The organism is Tistlia consotensis USBA 355 (assembly GCF_900177295.1).
GTDB classification, from domain to species: Bacteria; Pseudomonadota; Alphaproteobacteria; order Kiloniellales; family DSM-21159; genus Tistlia; species Tistlia consotensis.
The window spans coordinates 44,338-62,103 of the sequence record NZ_FWZX01000019.1; the positions used below are offsets into that span (position 1 = coordinate 44,338).

At 71.0% G+C, this 17,766-nt stretch carries 20 protein-coding genes; 10 read left to right on the plus strand and 10 right to left on the minus strand.

Translation table 11 applies throughout. The features are described 5' to 3' along the window. Window positions 1-7: 7 nt before the first annotated feature. From B9O00_RS20240 to panB, 3 genes are all read right to left on the minus strand, one after another. On the minus strand, window positions 8-1,558 hold the full coding sequence (locus tag B9O00_RS20240) for an MFS transporter (protein WP_085124545.1): 1,551 nt from the start codon (window positions 1,556-1,558) through the stop codon (window positions 8-10). After that, the gene (locus tag B9O00_RS20245; RefSeq protein ID WP_085124546.1) at window positions 1,461-2,261 is read right to left on the minus strand and encodes a sterol desaturase family protein; all 801 of its coding nucleotides are present in this window, start codon (window positions 2,259-2,261) and stop codon (window positions 1,461-1,463) included. The genes B9O00_RS20240 and B9O00_RS20245 overlap by 98 nt, the downstream gene beginning before the upstream one ends. Before the next feature lie 239 nt (window positions 2,262-2,500). Further along, window positions 2,501-3,370, minus strand: a complete 870-nt coding sequence (panB, locus tag B9O00_RS20250; RefSeq protein WP_200808594.1) for a 3-methyl-2-oxobutanoate hydroxymethyltransferase — start codon at window positions 3,368-3,370, stop codon at window positions 2,501-2,503. A 127-nt stretch (window positions 3,371-3,497) separates the two neighbouring features. Here panB and B9O00_RS20255 point away from each other — a divergent pair, with 127 nt between their 5' ends. From B9O00_RS20255 to B9O00_RS32615, 3 genes are read left to right on the plus strand one after another with little or no spacing between them, the layout of a single operon-like run. Then, window positions 3,498-3,872, plus strand: coding sequence for a hypothetical protein (locus B9O00_RS20255; RefSeq protein ID WP_085124548.1), 375 nt, complete (start codon window positions 3,498-3,500; stop codon window positions 3,870-3,872). A 25-nt stretch (window positions 3,873-3,897) separates the two neighbouring features. After that, window positions 3,898-4,086, plus strand: coding sequence for a hypothetical protein (locus B9O00_RS33845; protein WP_085124549.1), 189 nt, complete (start codon window positions 3,898-3,900; stop codon window positions 4,084-4,086). After that, window positions 4,083-5,126 carry a GlxA family transcriptional regulator gene (locus B9O00_RS32615; RefSeq protein ID WP_268810784.1) on the plus strand — a complete coding sequence of 348 codons (1,044 nt, stop codon included), beginning with the start codon at window positions 4,083-4,085 and terminating at the stop codon, window positions 5,124-5,126. Before B9O00_RS33845 ends, B9O00_RS32615 begins: the two co-directional genes overlap by 4 nt. A gap of 31 nt (window positions 5,127-5,157) precedes the next feature. Here B9O00_RS32615 and B9O00_RS20270 read toward each other — a convergent pair whose 3' ends face one another. After that, a complete protein-coding gene (locus B9O00_RS20270) occupies window positions 5,158-5,865 on the minus strand; it encodes a GntR family transcriptional regulator (protein ID WP_085124624.1) in 708 nt (235 codons plus the stop codon). A 273-nt stretch (window positions 5,866-6,138) separates the two neighbouring features. On the opposite strand from B9O00_RS20270, the gene B9O00_RS20275 reads away from it, so the two are divergent. The 4 genes from B9O00_RS20275 (at window position 6,139) to B9O00_RS20290 (ending at window position 9,594) form a co-directional block, all read left to right on the plus strand. After that, window positions 6,139-6,441, plus strand: a complete 303-nt coding sequence (locus B9O00_RS20275) for a DUF6166 domain-containing protein (RefSeq protein WP_085124551.1) — start codon at window positions 6,139-6,141, stop codon at window positions 6,439-6,441. A 68-nt stretch (window positions 6,442-6,509) separates the two neighbouring features. Further along, window positions 6,510-7,574, plus strand: a complete 1,065-nt coding sequence (gene dctP, locus B9O00_RS20280; RefSeq protein WP_089229751.1) for a TRAP transporter substrate-binding protein DctP — start codon at window positions 6,510-6,512, stop codon at window positions 7,572-7,574. A 123-nt stretch (window positions 7,575-7,697) separates the two neighbouring features. Then, on the plus strand, window positions 7,698-8,276 hold the full coding sequence (locus B9O00_RS20285; RefSeq protein WP_085124553.1) for a TRAP transporter small permease subunit: 579 nt from the start codon (window positions 7,698-7,700) through the stop codon (window positions 8,274-8,276). A 4-nt stretch (window positions 8,277-8,280) separates the two neighbouring features. Further along, on the plus strand, window positions 8,281-9,594 hold the full coding sequence (locus tag B9O00_RS20290; protein WP_085124554.1) for a TRAP transporter large permease: 1,314 nt from the start codon (window positions 8,281-8,283) through the stop codon (window positions 9,592-9,594). Between the two features lies 1 nt (window position 9,595). On the opposite strand, the gene B9O00_RS20295 is transcribed toward B9O00_RS20290, so the two are convergent. Then, entirely contained in the window at window positions 9,596-9,910 is a 315-nt protein-coding gene (locus tag B9O00_RS20295) for an RNHCP domain-containing protein (RefSeq protein WP_200808595.1), read from the minus strand. 104 nt (window positions 9,911-10,014) lie between these two features. Between B9O00_RS20295 and B9O00_RS20300 the strand changes: the two genes are divergently transcribed. Beyond that, window positions 10,015-10,830 (plus strand): MipA/OmpV family protein, encoded by an 816-nt coding sequence (locus B9O00_RS20300; protein ID WP_085124556.1) that lies wholly within the window; start codon window positions 10,015-10,017, stop codon window positions 10,828-10,830. A 119-nt stretch (window positions 10,831-10,949) separates the two neighbouring features. On the opposite strand, the gene betA is transcribed toward B9O00_RS20300, so the two are convergent. From betA to betI, 3 genes are all read right to left on the minus strand, one after another. After that, window positions 10,950-12,620 (minus strand): choline dehydrogenase, encoded by a 1,671-nt coding sequence (gene betA / locus B9O00_RS20305; protein WP_085124557.1) that lies wholly within the window; start codon window positions 12,618-12,620, stop codon window positions 10,950-10,952. A gap of 139 nt (window positions 12,621-12,759) precedes the next feature. Further along, the gene (betB, locus tag B9O00_RS20310; protein ID WP_085124558.1) at window positions 12,760-14,223 is read right to left on the minus strand and encodes a betaine-aldehyde dehydrogenase; all 1,464 of its coding nucleotides are present in this window, start codon (window positions 14,221-14,223) and stop codon (window positions 12,760-12,762) included. Beyond that, window positions 14,216-14,845: a transcriptional regulator BetI gene (betI, locus tag B9O00_RS20315; RefSeq protein WP_085124559.1), complete on the minus strand. Its 630-nt coding sequence runs from the start codon at window positions 14,843-14,845 to the stop codon at window positions 14,216-14,218. The genes betB and betI overlap by 8 nt, the downstream gene beginning before the upstream one ends. A 254-nt stretch (window positions 14,846-15,099) precedes the next feature. Between betI and B9O00_RS20320 the strand changes: the two genes are divergently transcribed. Together B9O00_RS20320 and B9O00_RS20325 are read left to right on the plus strand one after the other, a co-directional pair. Continuing rightward, window positions 15,100-15,561 carry a hypothetical protein gene (locus tag B9O00_RS20320; protein ID WP_085124560.1) on the plus strand — a complete coding sequence of 154 codons (462 nt, stop codon included), beginning with the start codon at window positions 15,100-15,102 and terminating at the stop codon, window positions 15,559-15,561. Window positions 15,562-15,714: 153 nt separating this feature from the next. Beyond that, window positions 15,715-16,473 carry a lysozyme family protein gene (locus tag B9O00_RS20325; RefSeq protein WP_085124561.1) on the plus strand — a complete coding sequence of 253 codons (759 nt, stop codon included), beginning with the start codon at window positions 15,715-15,717 and terminating at the stop codon, window positions 16,471-16,473. Between the two features lie 19 nt (window positions 16,474-16,492). Here the strand turns inward: B9O00_RS20325 and B9O00_RS20330 are convergent, their stop codons facing one another. Continuing rightward, entirely contained in the window at window positions 16,493-17,029 is a 537-nt protein-coding gene (locus tag B9O00_RS20330; RefSeq protein ID WP_085124562.1) for a GNAT family N-acetyltransferase, read from the minus strand. Between the two features lie 5 nt (window positions 17,030-17,034). Further along, window positions 17,035-17,607 (minus strand): helix-turn-helix domain-containing protein, encoded by a 573-nt coding sequence (locus tag B9O00_RS20335; RefSeq protein WP_085124563.1) that lies wholly within the window; start codon window positions 17,605-17,607, stop codon window positions 17,035-17,037. Window positions 17,608-17,766: the final 159 nt, after the last annotated feature.

Below are 17,766 nucleotides of genomic sequence, written 5' to 3' on the forward strand. Positions count from 1 at the left end.
CGCGCCGTCACGAGCCGGAGGCGATCGACAGCGACCGGATCCGGCCGGACTGCAGGAGCGCCAGGCAGAGCAGCGCCGAGCCGCAGGCGAGCATGACCGGCTGGATCTCGAAGGCATCGGCGAGCAGGGCCAGGCCGACCCCGCTGACCGGGGCGACGAGGCCGAGATTGGTGTAGGCCGTCAGCACGCCGCGCCGGGCCGGATGCGGGCTGTGGGACTGCAGCACGGCCAGCACGACGGCGGCCGGATAGGCGAGCAGGAAGCCCAGGAGGCCGAGCAGGAGCGGAACGACGGCCGGGGAGGGGCTGGCCTGGTCGAGGTAGAGGCCCAGCAGGATCAGCAGCAGGGCCTGGCCCAGCAGCGAGAGCAGCATCAGGCGGTGGAGCGCCATGCGCTGGCCGAGCGCCTCGGCCAGCGGCACCAGCAGCAGGCCGCCGACCAGCAGCGAGGCCGTCAGGGCGCCGAGCGCGCTCGCGCTGCTGCCGAGCTTCTGCGCGATGTCCGGCAGCAGGCGGTGCACCGGTGCCGCGAAGACGTTGAAGGCGACGAAGATCACGGCCGCCGACCGCATGGCCGGATTGCGCCGGATCGCCGCCAGTCCCGACCACAGCAGCCGGCCCTGTCCGGCCTCGGGGCTCGGTCCGCCGGTCGGGCCGTGCACCGCGGGCAGGCGTATCGAGAGGGCGGCGGCGAGGGCCGGCAGCAGCGTCAGCAGCGGCACCGCGAAGGCGACGGCGATGCCGTAGCGATCGACGATCAGCCCGCCGGCGAGGGCGCCGAGGGCCCGGCCCAGCCCGGTCAGGCCCTTCGGCAGGGCCTGGCCGTGAACCGCCCGGTCCTGCCGCGCGACCGCGTGGCGCAGCGACAGGCTGGCCGGCATGCCGACGCTGCTGATCGCGCCGTGCAGGGCGTAGAGCGCGAGCAGCCCGTCGCGCGTCAGGTCCTGCCCGAAGGCCAGCAGCGCTATCGTGGCCGAGACCGCCCCGTGGCAGAGGATGGCGGCGGCGACGACCCCGCGGGCGTCGAGACGCTCGGCCAGCGCGTTGCTGCGCAGGACCAGGCTGCAGCCCGCCAGGGCCAGGGCGTGCGCCGCGACCAGCAGGGCCGCCGGGTGCAGGTCGCCGGTGTCCAGGTAGAGGAAGTAGATGGCGGCGAGCAGCTGCGTCCCGCGGCCGAAGGCCGCGAGGAAGACGCAGCAGAGATAGCGGGCCTGGTTTCCCAAGAGCTGCATCGAGACGGCCCGTTCGGCTTCCTGTCGTGCGGGTCTCCGGCGCCGGAGAGAGAGCCCGGTATGCCCCGGCGGGCCGGCTGCGGCCAAGCCAAAGATCGCCGGCGGCTTCGGGAGCCGCGGCACCGCCCGGTCCGCTGCCGGGGCGACGCGGACCGGCAGGCTGACAAGAAGAAGGGGGCGGGGCCTGCCGGCCCCACCCCCTGTCGGGAGGTTCGAGCTGCTCGGCCGCTCAGGCGGTGGCGCCGGCGACCTTGCCGCCGGACGCCGTCTTGCGGCCCGGAGTGCGCGAGGTCTTCCGCATGTCCTTGCGGATGTGCCTGGTGCCATAGCCGTTGAACAGCGTGCCGATCAGGCCGCGGTCGAGGTCCGAGGTGCCCATCAGCCAGTCGGCGATCGGGAAGGTCAGGTTCATGTTCCGCTCCATCATCAGCGACTGGTCGTGATGGGCGGTGTGGTGGCGCCGGTTGGTGTTGACCAGCGGGCACCAGCGCACGAAGGCGTTCTCCTCGACGTGGCAGCAGAAGTGCATGAACTCGTAGATCATGTACATCGAGGTCGTCGTGCACATGACCAGCCAGCCGACGTTCGGCGACAGCAGCCAGGCCGCGACCAGGGCGCCCGGGATCGACATCAGGATGAAGGTCACCAGGGCGTAGGGCGGGAAGAAGGTGACGCGCCAGTCGTGCGAGTCGGCGAAGCGCATCTCGCTGTCGGTGAAGAACTGGTGGTGCATCAGGGTGTGGCGCGTGTAGATCGCGCGCAGGCCCGGGAAGCGCAGCGGCCGGTGCATCACGTGGCGGTGCAGGAACCACTCGAAGAAGTTGCAGGCCAGGAAGACCAGCGGGATCGCCAGCCACTCCCACCAGACGACGTCGGCGATGTTCGAGACGTAGATGTAGAGGGCGGCCGCGCCGATCGCGTAGATCACCAGGACGTGGAGCCAGCCGTTGTACCAGCCGGCGATCCGCTCGCGGTACTGCGCCCGGTAGCTGCGCTGGCGGTCGCTCATCGGGGACTGGGCAAGTTCCATCGCGAGACACCTCTCTCTAGCGTCGTTGCGTCGGGCCACCTGGGCAGCCTGACGGGTCTCTACTGATATATCAACAATAGATCAGCCGCGTGCCTGTGTCAAATCGCGCAAGGGGTGCTCCCCCGATGGCTTCGTCCTGAGCTTGTCGAAGGGCGAAGCCATTCGGTCACCGCCCGTGCCGATTTCGCTCCACCCTTCGACAGGCTCAGGATGAAGCGAATGGAAGCGTCCCGCGGCCCTCAGACCTGCCGGCGCTTCTCGATCAGCGCCTGGAACTCCTCGAGCACGCCCTCCTTGACGCCGTAGCTGTGGTCGTCGTCGGGGAAGGAGCCTTCCTTGACCTCCTTGACGTACTGCTTGAGGCCGCCGACCGCGACCTCGGTCAGGTTGGCGTAGCGCTTGGTGAACTTCGGCTTGAAGTCGGTGAACACGCCCAGCAGGTCGTAGCTCAGGAGGATCTGGCCGTCGGTGCCGGCGCCGGCGCCGATGCCGATGGTCGGGATCTCCAGCTGCTCGGAGATGACCCTGGCGATCGGCGCGGGCACGGCCTCGAACTCCAGCATGAAGCAGCCGGCGTCCTGGATTGCGAGGGCGTCCTCCAGGATCTTCATCGCTGCCTCGGCGGTGCGGCCCTGGATCTTGAAGCCGCCGAACATCGCGATGGTGTGCGGCGTCAGGCCGATGTGCGAGGCGGTCGGGATGCCGGCGTCGACCAGGGCCTTGAGGATCTGCGCCTGGCTCTTGCCGCCCTGCGGCTTGACGGCGTCGCAGTCGGCCTCCTGCATGAAGCGGGTCGCGTTGGCCAGCGCCCGCTCGACCGTGTTGTAGCTCTGGTAGGGCATGCAGCCGAGCACGAAGGTCTCGGGCGCGCCGCGCCGCACCGCCAGGGCGTGCATCACCATCATGTCCATGGTCGCCGGGATCGTGCTCTTGTGGCCGTGCGCGACCATGGCGAGGCTGTCGCCGACGACGCAGACGTCGACCCCGGCCATCTCGGCCCAGCGCGCCGAGGTGTAGTCCGGCACCGAGGTGTAGACCATCTTCTCGCCGGTCCGCTTCGACTCGCGGATCTCGGTGATGGTGCGCTTCTTCTTCTCGCCATCGGCCACGGTTCGCCTCCCTTGCCCCTGCTGATGCGTCACTGATATATCAACCCTGCTTAATGCCGCCGGCCGGCCGCGGTCAAGCGCACGACGGCCGGACCGCGCGGCGGACGAAGGGGGAAGCGACGCGCCCGTGAGCCTGGATTCGCTCGACATCGCCGCGCTCGGCCTGTTCGCCGCCGGGGTCGCCGTCCTGGCCGCGGCCCTGGTGCTGCTCGGCGGTTTCCTGCCGCTCGCTGCCCGCACGCCGGCGCAGCGCGGGCCCCTGGCCGACGCGCTGCTGCTGCTCGCGCTGCTGGCGGTCCTGCTGCTCGGGCTCGGCGCCCTGCGCTTCGCGCTCGACCGTCTCGCCCTGGCCCCGGCGGTGATCGCCGGCGGCCTGGCGCTGCTGGCCGGGCCGCTCCTGTTCCAGCTCTTGCCCGCGGGCCTGCGCAACGGCCGGCCCGGCCTGCTGCTGGTGCTGCTCGCCGGCGGCGCCCTGGCCGCGGCGCTCAACCAGGTCCTATGATCGCGTTCAGGAAGGGAGCCTCGCCATGCCGACGCACATCAAGCTGATCCTCTCGGCCATCGTCGTCCTCGTCGCCGCCTTCGCCGGCTGGTGGCAGCTCGGCCTCGGCCACCAGGGCCCGGGCTACGTCGCCTGGGGCCTCGGCGCCTTCATGATCTTCGCCCTCTGGGTCTTCCCCGAGGCCAAGGGCCAGAAGCAGAAGGGCGAGCGCTGACGCCGGCTTCGACGCTCCCCCCGGCGCTTCCGCCGGTCCCGGCCGCGGCGCCGGGCCGGCCGCGCCAGGTCGGCTTCCTCCTGCTCGACGGCTACGACCTGGGCAGCTTCGCCCTGCCGGCCGAGGCCTTCGCCGAGGCGCACCGGCGGCGGCCGACGCCGGGCATCGAGGTCCGCGCGGTCGGGCTGACTTCGCAGCCGGCGCGGGCGCGCAGCGGCGCCCGGGTCGCGATCCAGCAGGTCGCCGTCGAATCGCTCGACTACGCGCTGCTCTGCGTCTGCGGCGGCGAGGCCGCGATCGGCCTCGAGGCGCGCGAGCTGCTCGACTGGCTGCGCCGCCTGTCGCGCTTCGGCACGGCGCTCGCCGGGCTCGACGCCGGCGCCTGGCTGCTCGCCCGGGCCGGCCTGGCGGCGCCCGAGAGCGCCTTCGTGCAGCCGCGCCTGGCGCCGGCCTTCTTCGAGACCTTCGGCCGCCACCCGATCGCCGGCTTCGGGCACTCGGATCCCGGCGCGGTGATGACCGCGGCCGGCAGCGAGGCCGGCCTGCGGCTGGCGCTCGAGGTGATCACCGGCTGGGAGGGCGAGAGCCTGGCCGACGCCGTCGCCGGCGAGCTGGGCCGGGTGCGCGGCGCGAGCGGCGCCGGCGAGCCCGGCGGCCAGCGCCTGTCGGAGCGCCTGGGCGTGCACCACGAGGCCCTGGCGCGCTGCGTCGACGCAATGGAGCGCAACCTCGAGACGCCGCTCGACAAGCCGGCCCTGGCCCGGCTCGCCGGCGTCTCGCCGCGCCACATGGAGCGGCTGTTCCTGGGCTTCTTCCAGCAGACGCCCGGCGGCTTCTACCGCAACCTGCGCCTCGCGCGCGCCCGGCAGCTGCTCGAGCACACCGCGATGCCGGTGATGGAGGTGGCGCTGGCGACCGGCTTCCAGTCGGCCTCGCACTTCGCCCGGGCCTTCCTGGAGCTCTACGGCTGCCCGCCGAGCCGGCTCAGGCGCGAGCGCCGCCGGCGCAACGCCGACGACCTGCGGGCCCACCTGGGCTGAGGCGCCGGCGCCGGGCCGCGGCGGGCCGGGGTCAGGCGCGTGCGACGGCCGGCGAGTCGGCGTCGAGCGTCGCCCGGGTGAAGGTCTCGATGTAGTCGATCAGCCGGTCCGAGGCCGCGGCGGCGGCCTGCGGCTCGCCCTCGGCGATGGCGCGGGCCTGGGCGGCATGGAGCCGCGCGCAGAGCGGCAGGTCGAGGACCTGACGGTAGTGCTGGTACCAGAAGCGCCGCGACAGGCCGTGGGTCAGGCCCAGGGCCTTCAGCGCGTACTCGTTGCGGCAGCACTGCGAGATCATGGCGTTGAGCTGGCGGTCCTGGCGCATGAAGGCGACGTCGTCGTCGTCGCTCGCGGCCCGCTCCATGTCGGCGGCGAGCTCGGCGAAGGCGTGCCTCTCGGCCGGGGTCGCGCGCCGGGCGCAGAGCTGGCTCATCAGCCGCTCCAGCTCGCGGCGCACCTTCAGCAGCTCGAGCTGGCTGCGCACGTTGATCTCGGCGACCAGGATCCCGCGGCGCGGCAGGATCACCACCAGGCCCTCGCGCGCCAGGCGCTGCAGCGCCTCGCGGATCGGCGTGCGGCCGATGCCGAGCTGCTTGCTGAGCGCCGCCTCGGACAGCACCTCGCCCGGCGCCAGGCGCAGCGTCACGATCAGCTCCTCGAGCTGCCGGTAGGCCCGGTCGGTCAGGCTGCCGCCGTCGTCCGCCGGCTGCGCTTCCGGATCCGACCTGCTGCTCTCGGCCATGCCGTCCCTCATCCGTTCGTTGGTCCGCGGCCTCTCTCGACGCGTGCTCCGCCCGGCCGGAGCCGCGGTTCCTCGATACACCAGGCTGGTTGAGCCGGGCCAGTACCGCCTGCGCCGCACGGGAGGCGCGTTCGAAACTTTCTTTCCGCTTGGATGGGCATGCCGACCTTTTCAGCGTGACGAGCCGGGGTTAGAATGTCAAAAATATATCACTGGTACACGACTGGTCACGAATGACCGGTCGCCTTGGGGAAACGTCGGGGTTCCGGGAACATGAAGACCTATCGCGGCGATCGCACGATCGACGGGCTGATGGTGACGGTCGACGGCCGGCCTCTCGATCCGCGCACCGACCTGCTGGCGCTGTCGCGCAACGGCTTCGAGTGGAGCTACGAGGGCCCCGAGCCCGCCCAGCTGGCGCTGGCGCTGCTCGCCGACCACTGGGGCGACGACGCGCGGGCGAAGGGCGCCTACCAGGCCTTCATGCGGCAGGTCGTGGCCAACTTCGGCAACGAATGGGAGATGACCGACGCCGACATCGAGGCGGCGTTGGCGGACATGCCGACGACGCGCTGAGCGGCGCCGGGGCAACGGCCGTCCAGGGCGGCGCAGGACAATCAACAGGGGAGGTATCGATGTTGGACATGAAGACGGGTTTGCGGGGCCTCGTGCTCGCCGCGGCGCTCGCCGTGGCGGCGGGGCTGCCCTCGGGGCACGCGCAGGCCGCCGAGCGGAGCTTCCGCATGGCGACCGGCTGGGCCGGTGGGCCGCTGATGGAGATCGGCGCCAAGGCCTTCGCCAAGAACGTCGCCGAGCTGTCGAACGGCCGCCTCGAGGTCCAGGTCTTCCCGGGCGGCACGCTGGGCCCGGCGCTGAAGGTCTCCGAGACGGTGCAGCAGGGCATCGCCGACATGGGCCACACCTGGCCCGGCTACGACTGGGGCGCCGACCCGACCGCCGTGCTGTTCGGCGGCTATGCCGGCAGCTTCGACACCGAGCACATGCTGCACTGGCTCTATCGCGGCGGCGGCAACGAGCTCTGGGCCGAGTGGCGCAAGGAGAAGTTCAACCTGGTCGCCATGCCGCTGTTCATCCGCACCGCCGAGGCCTTCCTGCATTCGCGCAAGCCGGTGCGCACGCTCGAGGACCTGAAGGGCCTGAAGCTGCGCACCGCCGGCGCGTGGCTGGAGATCTCCAAGGAGATGGGGGCGGCGCCGGTGACGACGCCGGGCGGCGAGGTCTACACCGCTCTGGAGCGCGGCACGATCGACGCCACCGAGTGGGGCACGCTCTACGAGGACATCGCGCCGGGCTTCTACCGGGTCACCAAGTACGTGATCATCCCGGGCGTGCACCAGCCGACCGCGCCCTTCGAGCTGGTGATCAACCCGAAGGTCTGGGACAGCCTCTCCGCCGGCGACCAGGAGATCATCAGGCAGGCCGCCTTCGTCACGACGATGAACTCCTGGCTGACCATCGGCCAGGAGGACGCCAAGGCGCTGGCCTTCTATCGCGAGCAGGGCAACGAGGTGATCGAGCTGGCGCCTGAGGTCCAGTACAAGGCGCACGAGCTCGGCATCAAGTGGGCCGAGGGCCAGGCCAAGGACAATCCCTGGTTCGCCAAGGTGCTGAAGAGCCAGGAGGCCTTCGCCGACCTCTGGAAGGACGCGCACCGCTACCGCAACGTCAAGACCCAGGACACCGAGTAGCGGCTCCGGCCGGTCGCGGGGGCGGCGGGGCGCAGGTCCCGCCGCCCTTCGGCTATCCGCCCTCCCGGTTCCGCTCCGGCCCGTTCCCGCTTCCCCCGCGCTTTCCAGGGAGCTCCTCTGTCCATGCGTTCGATCGTCAAGGCCATCGAGCGCGTCACGACGAATATCGGCTACGTCACGGCGCTGATCGTGTTGCCGCTGGCCCTGGCCACCGTCTATGACGTGTTCGCCCGCTACGTGCTGCTCGAGCCCACGATCTGGGCCTTCGAGCTCGGCTACACGCTGACCGGCGCGCACTTCCTGCTGGGCGCAGCGATCACCCTGCAGCGCGGCGGCCACATCCGCATCGACCTGATCTACGCCAAGCTGCCGCCGCGCTGGCGCGCCGGGATCGACCTGGTCTGCTACCTCTTCCTGCTGCTGCCCTTCCTGGTGCTGCTGACCGACACGCTCGCGAACTATGCGTGGCAGGCGATCCAGAGCGGCGAGCGCACCGGCCAGTCGGCCTGGAACCCGCCGATCTGGCCGCTGCGCGTCATGATCTCCTCCAGCTTCGCGCTGCTCGGCCTGCAGGTCGTCGCCGAGATCATCAAGAGCGCCGCCGTGCTGATCGGCCGGCCGCTCGACCTGGACGGGGACGGCGCCGGAGACCTGCCCGCCGAGATGTCCGACCACCCGCTGTACCGCGAACAGGAGCTCTGAGCGCATGGAAGCCCTGCTCATGTTCCCGGCCCTGTTCCTGCTGATCTTCCTGGGATTCCCGGTCGCCTTCTCGCTGATGTCGGTCGCCTTCGTGTTCGGCGTCATGACCTTCGACCTGGCGGCCTTCTTCCAGTTCACCCAGAAGATCGAGGACGTCGCCACCAACTTCGTGCTGGCCGCGGTGCCGCTGTTCGTCTTCATGGGCGCGATGCTGGAGCGCTCGGGCATCGCCGAGTCGCTGTTCGACGCGGTCCATCTCTGGACCCGCCGGCTGCCCGGCGGCCTCGCCGTCGGCACGGTCGTGATGTGCATCATCTTCGCCGCCTCGACCGGCGTGATCGGCGCGACCGAGACCGTGGTCGGGCTGCTCGCGATCCCGGCGATGATGCGCTTCAACTACCGCAACAGCCTGATCAGCGGCACGATCTGCGCCGGCGGCTCGCTCGGCACGATCATCCCGCCGTCGGTCGTGGTCGTGGTGCTCGGGCCGATCGCCAACGTCTCGATCGGCGACCTGATGGTCGGCATGATCATCCCCGGCCTGATCCTCTCGGCGCTCTACGTCCTCTACATCCTGGCCTACTGCCTGATCGACAAGGACGCCGGCCCGCGCGTGCCGCCCTCCGCCGACGATCCGGACCTCGCGACCAAGCTGGCGATCACGCTGAAGGCGCTGCTGCCGCCGATGCTGATGATCGTCGCCGTGCTCGGCTCGATCATGGGCGGCATCGCGGCGCCGACCGAGGCCGCCGCCCTGGGCGCGCTCGGCTCGATCCTGCTGACCCTGCTCTACCGCCGCTTCACCCTGGCGACCTTCGGCGAGGCGCTGGTCAAGACCCTGACCGTGACCTCGATGATCATGCTGATCCTGCTGGCCGGCAGCCTGTTCACCGGCGTCTTCGCGGCGACCGGCGGCATGATGGTCATGACCGACCTGCTGAACAGCGTGAACCTCGGCCCCTGGGGCATGATCTTCCTGTTCCTGGGCATGGTCTTCATCGCCGGCTTCTTCCTGGAGTGGATCTCGATCCTGCTGATCTTCGTGCCGCTGTTCATGCCCTTCGTGAACAGCGCCGGCTTCGACCCGCTGTGGTTCTCGATGCTGATCCTGATCATGATCCAGACCAGCTACCTGACGCCGCCGATGGCGCCGGCGATCTTCTACCTGCGCGGCATCGCGCCGCCGGAGATGACGCTGCAGCAGATGTACTGGGGCGTCGTCCCCTTCATCCTGCTGCAGGTCGTCGTCATGGTCGTGGTGATGCTCTTCCCGGAGACGGTGACCTGGCTGCCCGACCAGCTGCTGGGGTTCAAGTAGGCTAGCTGCGCGGGTCGGCGCGGCCGCGCGCGACCGCCAGGATCGCGGCGAAGTCGTCGGCCGGGCTGGCGCGGTTGCGCTTCTCCAGGCCGCAGCGCTCGCAGCGGTGCGTGATCAGGTAGCCCCTGGCCCGGCTCTCGACCGCGACCGGGCGCATCGCGCCGCCGCAGCCGGCGGCGCGGTCGCCGGGATCGAGGTCGACGTGCTTGCTCCACAGGCAGGCCGGGCAGTGGTTGGTGAAGCCGTCGCCGGTCACCGCGCGGCCGCAATGCTCGCAGACGAAATCCTCGACTCGGCGCTGGAATCGTTTGGCCAAGGGAACTCCCGAACCGGGGATTGTTAACCTGCCGGGTCGCCACATATTGACGAAGCGCCCGTGCGGATCGATTGCACGGAGCGCGCTCGAGCGAAAGGGGCAAGATGCGGGTTCGAACTCTGGCTGCTGCGGTTCTGGGGAGCGGCCTGCTGCTTGGCGGCCTTTCGGCACGGGCCGCCGACTGGGAGGGCGAGCGCGATCCTCACGCCCTCCACGGCTCGCTGTCCCTGGGCGGCGGCCTCGCGCCGGACTACGAGGGCTCGAACCACTACCAAGCGGTTCCGGCGCCCGCGGCGCGGTTGACGTGGCGCGGCTTCGGGCTGTCCACGCGCGGTACCTCGGTGCAGCTCGACCTGCTGCCGCCGTCGGACGTGTTCGGCGGCCCGCTGTTCAACTACCGATTCGGGCGCAGCAGCGTCGCGGACTCCCGGGTCGACCGCCTGCCGGGCATCGACGGCGCCTTCGAGGCCGGCGCCTTCTTCGGGGTCAAGCTGTCGACCGGCGAGGACCCGCGCGAGAACTTCGTGCCGATGGTCGAGTTCCTGCACGACGTCAGCGGCACCCACGACGGCTGGCTCGCCACCGGACGGATCTCGCAGACCTTCGTACCCTGGCGGCCGCTGTCGGTGCGGGTGGGGGTCTCGACGACCTACGCCAGCGAGACCTACGAGCAGACCTATTTCGGCGTCAGCCAGGCCGGGGCCGCGGCGAGCGGTCTCGCGCCCTACAGCCCGGGCGGCGGCTTCAAGGACGTCAGCGTGAGTGCCGGCTTCGACTTCAGCCTGTCGAAGAGCTGGAGCGTCGGGCCGACGTTGGTCTACAAGCGCCTGCTCGGCGACGCCGCCGACAGCCCGATCGTCAGGGACGCGGGCTCGGCCGACCAGTTCGTCGGCTTCCTCGGCACGACCTGGCGGTTCTGAGCGGGCTTCCGAGGGCCGCTGCGCTTCCTCTTCCTGCGGAGCCGTGACCTGGTCGGGCTCCGGCGGGAGGTTGCCGAGCCGCAGTCGCGTGGCCGCGCGCAAGCCGGCCTGCCGTCGGACTACCGCTGCTGCGTCTCCCAGTCCGGGTGGATCCAGACCGGCGCCTCGGAGCGGGGCAGGGATGCCTTGCCGCGGATCGCGTCCGAGAGCTTCTCGGCCAGCATGATGGTCGGCGCATTGAGGTTGCCCGAGGGGATCGAGGGCATGATCGAGGCGTCGACCACGCGCAGGCCCTCGAGGCCGTGGACCCGGCCCTCGCCGTCGACCACCGCCATCGAGTCGCCGGCCGGGCCCATCTTGCAGGTGCAGGAGGGGTGGTAGGCGCTCTCGCCGTGCTCGCGCACGAAGGCGTCGATCTCGGCGTCGCTCTGCGCCCGCGGGCCGGGCGCCAGCTCCTCGCCGCGCAGGCCGTCGAAGGCCTTCTGCCGGAAGATCTCGCGGGTCAGGCGCACGGCGTCGCGCATCTCCTGCCGGTCGTTCTCCGTCTCGTTGTAGTTGAAGACGAAGCGCGGTGCCTGGCGCCAGTCGGCGCTGTCGAGCCACAGCCGGCCGCGGCTGGTCGGGCGCATCGGCCCGACGTGGGCCTGGAAGCCGTGGCCGGCGGCCGGCGCCGTGCCGGCGTAGGTGATCGCGATCGGCAGGAAGTGGTACTGCAGGTTCGGGTGCTCGATGCCGGCGCGGCTGCGGATGAAGCCGCCGACCTCGAACTGGTTGGAGGTGCCGGGGCCGCGGCGCAGGAACAGCCACTCGGCGCCGACCCTGAGCTTGTTCCAGGGCTTGAGCAGCGGATAGAGCGAGACCGGCTGGGTCGCCGCGTACTGGACGTAGATCTCCAGGTGGTCCTGCAGGTTCTCGCCGACGCCGGGCAGCTCGGCGACGACCTCGATGCCGAGGTCGCGGAGCTGGTCGGCCGGGCCGACGCCGGACAGCAGCAGCAGGTGCGGCGAGCCGATGGCGCCGCCCGAGAGGATGACCTCGCGGCCGGCGCGCGCGACCTGCTGCCGTCCGTCCGCGACGTAGTCGACGCCGACGGCGCGCCGGCCCTCGAAGACGATCCGGCGGCTCTGGGCGCGGGTCACGACCGTCAGGTTCGGCCGTGCCATGGCCGGGCGCAGGTAGCCCTTGGCGGCGGACCAGCGCTCGCCCTTCCAGCTGGTCTGGTCCATCCGGCCGATGCCTTCCTGGCGGTAGCCGTTCATGTCCTCGGTGATGAAGTAGCCGGCCTGCCGCCCGGCCTCGATCCAGGCCTTCGACAGCGGCGTCGTGACGTCGCCGGCCGAGACCTTGAGCGGTCCCGAGTCGCCGCGGTATTCGTCGGCGCCGAACTCGTGGCTCTGGGCGCGCCGGAAGTAGGGCAGGCAGTCGGCATAGGACCAGTTGGACAGGCCCGACTGGGCCCAGCGGTCGTAGTCGCGGGCATGGCCGCGCACGTAGGCCATGCCGTTGATCGAGGAGGAGCCGCCCAGCACCTTGCCGCGCGGCTGGATGATCCGCCGGTTGTCCATGAAGGGCTCGGGCTCGGACTCGAAGGCCCAGTTGTAGCGCGTGCCCTTGAGCGGCTCGGCGAAGGCCAGCGGCATGTGGATCTGCCAGCTCATCAGGCCCTTGTCGGGCCCGCCGGCCTCGAGCAGCAGCACCGAGACCTGCGGATCCTCGGTCAGCCGCGCCGCCAGCACGCAGCCCGCCGAGCCGGCGCCGACGATGACGTAGTCGTAAACCTTGTCGCTCATGCTCTTGCTCTCTCGCGGACCGTCCCTGCCGGTCTGCTCCATCCTTCGACAGGCTCGGGACGAAGCGGAGGTCCGCGCCGCACCGCCATTCGCTTCACCCTGAGCCTGTCGAAGGGTGGAGCGAAGCCTCACCGGCCCTTCAGTAGGGCGCCTCGATCTCGTCCAGCTCGACGTAGACCGACTTGAGCTGGGAGTAGTGCTCGATCGCGGCCTTGCCGTTCTCGCGGCCGAGGCCCGACTGCTTGACGCCGCCGAAGGGCATCTCGACCGGCGTGACGTTGTAGGTGTTGATCCAGCAGGTGCCGGCCTGGAGCCGTGCGATCGTGCGATGGGCGCGGGCGAGGTCGCGGGTGAAGACGCCGGCGGACAGGCCGAAGTCCGTCGCGTTGGCGCGCCGGATCGCCTCCTCCTCGTCCTCGAAGGACAGCACGGCCATGACCGGCCCGAAGATCTCCTCGCGCACGACGGTCATGTCGTCCCGGCAGCCGTCGAAGACGGTGGGGGCGACGAACCAGCCCTTCGCGCAGGCGCCCTCGGTGATCCGGCCGCCGCCGGTCAGCGCCGTCGCGCCCTCGGCCTTGCCCGTCTCGATGTAGCCCAGGACCTTCGCCATGTGGCCCTCGGAGATCAGGGCGCCGACCTGGGTCGCGGGATCGAGCGGGTCGCCGACCGTCATCGCCTCGGTGCGCGCGACCAGCTTCTCCAGGAAGGCCGCGCGCACGCTCTCCTGCACGAAGACCCGGGTGCCGTTGGAGCAGACCTCGCCGGCCGAGAAGAAGTTGCCGAGCAGGGCGCCGGAGACGGCACGGTCGAGGTCGGCGTCCTCGAACACCAGGATCGGCGACTTGCCGCCGAGCTCCAGCGTGACGTGCTTGAGGCCGCCGGCGGCGTCGGCCATGACCTTGCGGCCGGTGCCGACCTCGCCGGTCAGGGAGACCTTGGCGATCTTCGGGTGGCGGGTCAGCAGGCGGCCGGTCTCGGCGAAGCCCTGGACGACGTTGAACACGCCGTCGGGCAGGCCGGCCTCCCGGTAGATCTCGGCGAGCTTGACCGCGGTCAGCGGCGTCAGCTCGGCCGGCTTGAAGATCATGGCGTTGCCGCAGGCCAGCGCCGGCGCCGACTTCCAGCAGGCGATCTGGATCGGGTAGTTCCAGGCGCCGATGCCGGCGCAGATGCCGAGCGGCTCGCGCCGGGTGTAGGCGAAGGCGTGGCCGAGGTCGATGTGCTCGCCGGCGAGGCTGCCGGCGAGGCCGCCGTAGTACTCCAGGCAGTCGGCGCCCGAGGCGGCGTCGGCGACCAGGGTCTCCTGGATCGGCTTGCCGGTGTCGCGGGTCTCGATCTCGGAGAGCTCGTCGTTGCGGGCGCGGACGATCTCGGCGGCGCGCCTGAGGACGCGGCCGCGCTCGGTCCCGGTCATCCGCGACCAGACCCGGAAGCCGGCCTCGGCGGCGGCGACGGCGGCCTCGACCGCGGCCTCGCCGGCGACCTGGACCTCGGCCAGGACCTCGCCCGTCGCGGGATCGCGCGTCTCGAAGCTCTGGCCGCTGCCGGCCTCGGCGAAGCCGCTGCCGATCCAGGGCCTGAGCGTGCCGTACCTAGCCACTGTTCCGTCTCCGCTCTCGGGCCGGCGTGCGCCGCTCGACGGCGTCGGCCGGCAGGTTGTCGTTCAGGAAGCGGCGCAGGGTGGCGCGCGCCTCGTCGGGGTCCGGTGGCTCCACGGACAGGGTCGCGCGCAGCCAGAGGCCGTCGATCAGCGCCGCCGTCGCCTCGGCCAGGCGCGCCGCCTCGGCGCCCGGCACGAGCTGCCGGAAGGCGTGGCGCAGGTTGCTGACGAGGCGCCGCTCGTAGACCATCTGGACCCGGCGCAGGCGCGGCGAGTGCAGCACCTGGCCCCAGAAGGCCAGCCAGACCGTGGCGATGCGCCGGTCGAACTGTGCCGCCTCCAGGTTGGCGTCGACCACCGCCAGCAGCCGCTCGTAGGGCGAGGCCGCCGCGGCGAGGCGCTGCGCGGCGCCGCGGCCCAGGTCGCCGGCGAGCTGGCGCAGCGTCGCCTCCAGCAGGCCCTCCTTGTCGCGGAAGTAGTGCGCGACCAGGCCCGGCGAGACGCCGGCGCGCCGCGCGATCGACTGCAGGCTGGCGCTGGCGAAGCCGACCTCGTGTATGGTGTCGATCGTCGCCTCGATCAGCTGCCGCCGGCGCAGCGTCTCCATGCCGACCTTCGGCAAGGGCCTCCTCCCGTCCTCGGTGCCTCGTCGCGTGGCGTGGACGTTATTTTGATTGAATGTTCAATCAAGATCAATGGCAGGAGGCAGCGCTCCGGTCGATGCCCGCGGGGTGGCGCGTGCGGACCTTTCCGATCATCGGGCCTGCCGGCCTGCCGGCCTGCCCCGGCGCCGGTCGGAGGAGTGCGTCCGGGCGGCTGGACATCGGCGTTGGTGCGCGTATACTGGAACAAAAAGCGAACAATGAGCACTCTGCCATGGCGTTCCGATATTTCCGCGCGCGGCCGAGGACGGTCCTGCGATGGCTCGCGATCGGCTATCTGATCTGCTTCGTCACCGGTCTGCCGCTCTACGTGTCAATCTTCGCGGGCGAGCTCTACAAGCCCGACGAGTTCTGCATCGACGTCGACGCCAGCAGCCGCATCCCCGACGGCCTGGTCGATCTCCGGGTTTTCGGCTGGCCATGTGCGCTGAGGCCGTTTATGGCGCTCTACTACCTCTTTGCCCTGCCGCTTTTCCTCTCGCCCGTGCTCCTGCCTGTGGGCCTGGCGGTGGCCCTGCCCCTGTTCCTGCTGGCTCGGCTTGCCGTCCGAGCCGCGCGCCGGAGTGGAGCGCCGGATGCCGAGCTGCCGCGGTCGGCGCTCGACCCGGGCGGCAATCGAGAGCGAGGTGCCGCCGGCGGAGATGAGATGGCTCGGAATCTGGAAACCGACGTCTGAGGCGAGGGCTTGGTCTTGCCGGAGCGCTCCGATGCCGCCTGTGCCGTCGCGCACGGCGGCGGGGCGGACCTTCGGCGGCCGCAGATCGCGTGTCGCGACGCGCGACGGAAACCGGCGAGCATGGCTGGACCCCATCGCAACGGAGCTTGCGCGATGCCGGCCACCACCTCGCGCCGCACCCGCTCGAAATCCGGCCGCAGCAGGACCCTGCTCGCGGGCGCCGCTGGCGAGCCTGATCGGAAGACCGTGCTCTATCCGTTCGAAGCCGATCCGGAGACGGTCCGCGACTACTGGCAGAGCAAGGGCTGCGGCGGGCCGAGACCGGATCTCGACCGGCGCACGTTGCGCGTGCTGCGCGACAAGGTGGACCGCCGGCCCGACATCCTGAACGACGAGGCGGCCGTCTTTCCGGTCGACGAGAATCCGGCCGCCGATTCCGAGCTGCCGAACTGGCGGACACAGCGCCGAATCGGCTGGGACGCGGTTCAGAACAACGCGTCGACGATCGAGGCTGCCGCCAGGCGCTACGGTGTCGACCCGGACCTCGTGAAGGCGATCGTCTATGCGGAGAATGCGCTCGGCTACTACGACGTGTTCGCGTTCGGCATGCAGGACACGATCCTCCCTATGAACATCAATCCGAAGATGTGGAAGGCGCTTGCCGATCCGGGGCAGGATGCATGGGCGCCCGAGGACAACATCGACATGGGTGTTCGTCTGATCAAGCGCCTCGCGGAGCGGGTGCCCGGCGGCTCCGCCGCCCAGATCGCCACGCTCTATAACAGCCTGTCCCAGGAGAAAGTCACCGACTACGGCGCGCGGGTCGCGCGGATCTACCGGGAGCGGCCCTGGGAGGCCCCGGAACGGAAGCGGCCCTTCAAGGCGCCGCCGATCGGCGGCCCCGAGCGCTGAGCCGGCATCGGCCCGCCGGTCACAGCGCCTTGTACATGATGGTCGTCGAATCGAGGCGGCGGTCGCGGGCGTCGAGGCAGTAGCCGGGGATGACGCCGGCGGTCGCGAAGCCGAGCGAGGCGTAGAGCGGCTCGGCGCTGTCGCCGGTCCGGGTGTCGAGGGTCAGCAGGCTGCGGCCGAGGCCGCGGGCCGCAGTCTCCAGCTCGGCCATCAGCGCGCGGGCGATGCCGCGGCGCCGGCAAGCCGGGTCGACCAGCAGCTTGGCGACCTCGGCGCGGTGCGGCTGGTTGGCCGGCGTGCCATGGAACAGCTGGGCCGAGCCGGCGATCCGCCCGCCCTCGCGGGCGACCAGCAGCAGGCGCGTGCCGGCGGCGACCTCCGGCAGCACCCTGGTCCGCCAGAAGGCTTCGGCCTCGGCCGGCTCGAAGGGCAGGACGAAGCCGATGCTGGCGCCGTCCTGGACGCAGGCGTGGAGCAGCGCGCCGAGCGCCGGGATCGCGGCTTCGGCCGAGCCGGCGTCGAGCGCGGCGATGGTGAGCTCCCTGTCGGTGACCATGGCTCTCACAGGGTGAACAGCAGGTAGCGGGCGCCGCGGTCCTCGGGCGTCGCGAAGGTGCTCGGGCCGAACAGCTGGTAGCGCAGGCAGTCGCCGGGCTCGAGCGCCTGGGCGCGGCCGTCGACCGTCACCTCCAGGTTGCCGTCGAGCAGCAGCAGGTGGTGCTCCAGTCCGGGCCGGGGCGGGGCCTCGTAGTCGATGCGCGCGCCGGGCGCCAGCTCGGCCTCCAGGACCTCGCCGGCCAGGCCGCGCGCCGGCGGCGAGACCGAGCGCCGGCGGAAGCCGACGCTGCGGTCGGTCCAGAGCGGCTGGGCGTCGCGGCGGACCAGCGGCGTGAAGTCCTCCTCGACCTGAAGCATCAGGCGCGAGAGGGTTAGGCCGTGGGCGGCGCAGAGCCGGCCGAGCACGCTGGCGGTCGGGCTGACCTCGGCGTTCTCCAGCCGCGACAGAGTGGCGCGGCTGACCCCGCTGCGCCTCGCCAGCTCGTCCAGCGACCAGCCGCGCTCGGCGCGCAGCGCCTTGAGGCGCTGGGCGATCCGCCGGTCGAGCGAGCCGCCTTCCAGGACAGTATGTTCCATATACGGGAATATATTCCATATTCAGGATATTCCGCAAGGCCCCGGCGGCGGAGAGGTTCCGCAGGCGGTGCCTGTATTTTTTATTGAACGTTCAATCAAAATCCGGTTAGGCTTGCCGCTCGATTTTCGCCCCGGCCGGGACGATAGTGAGATCCCGAA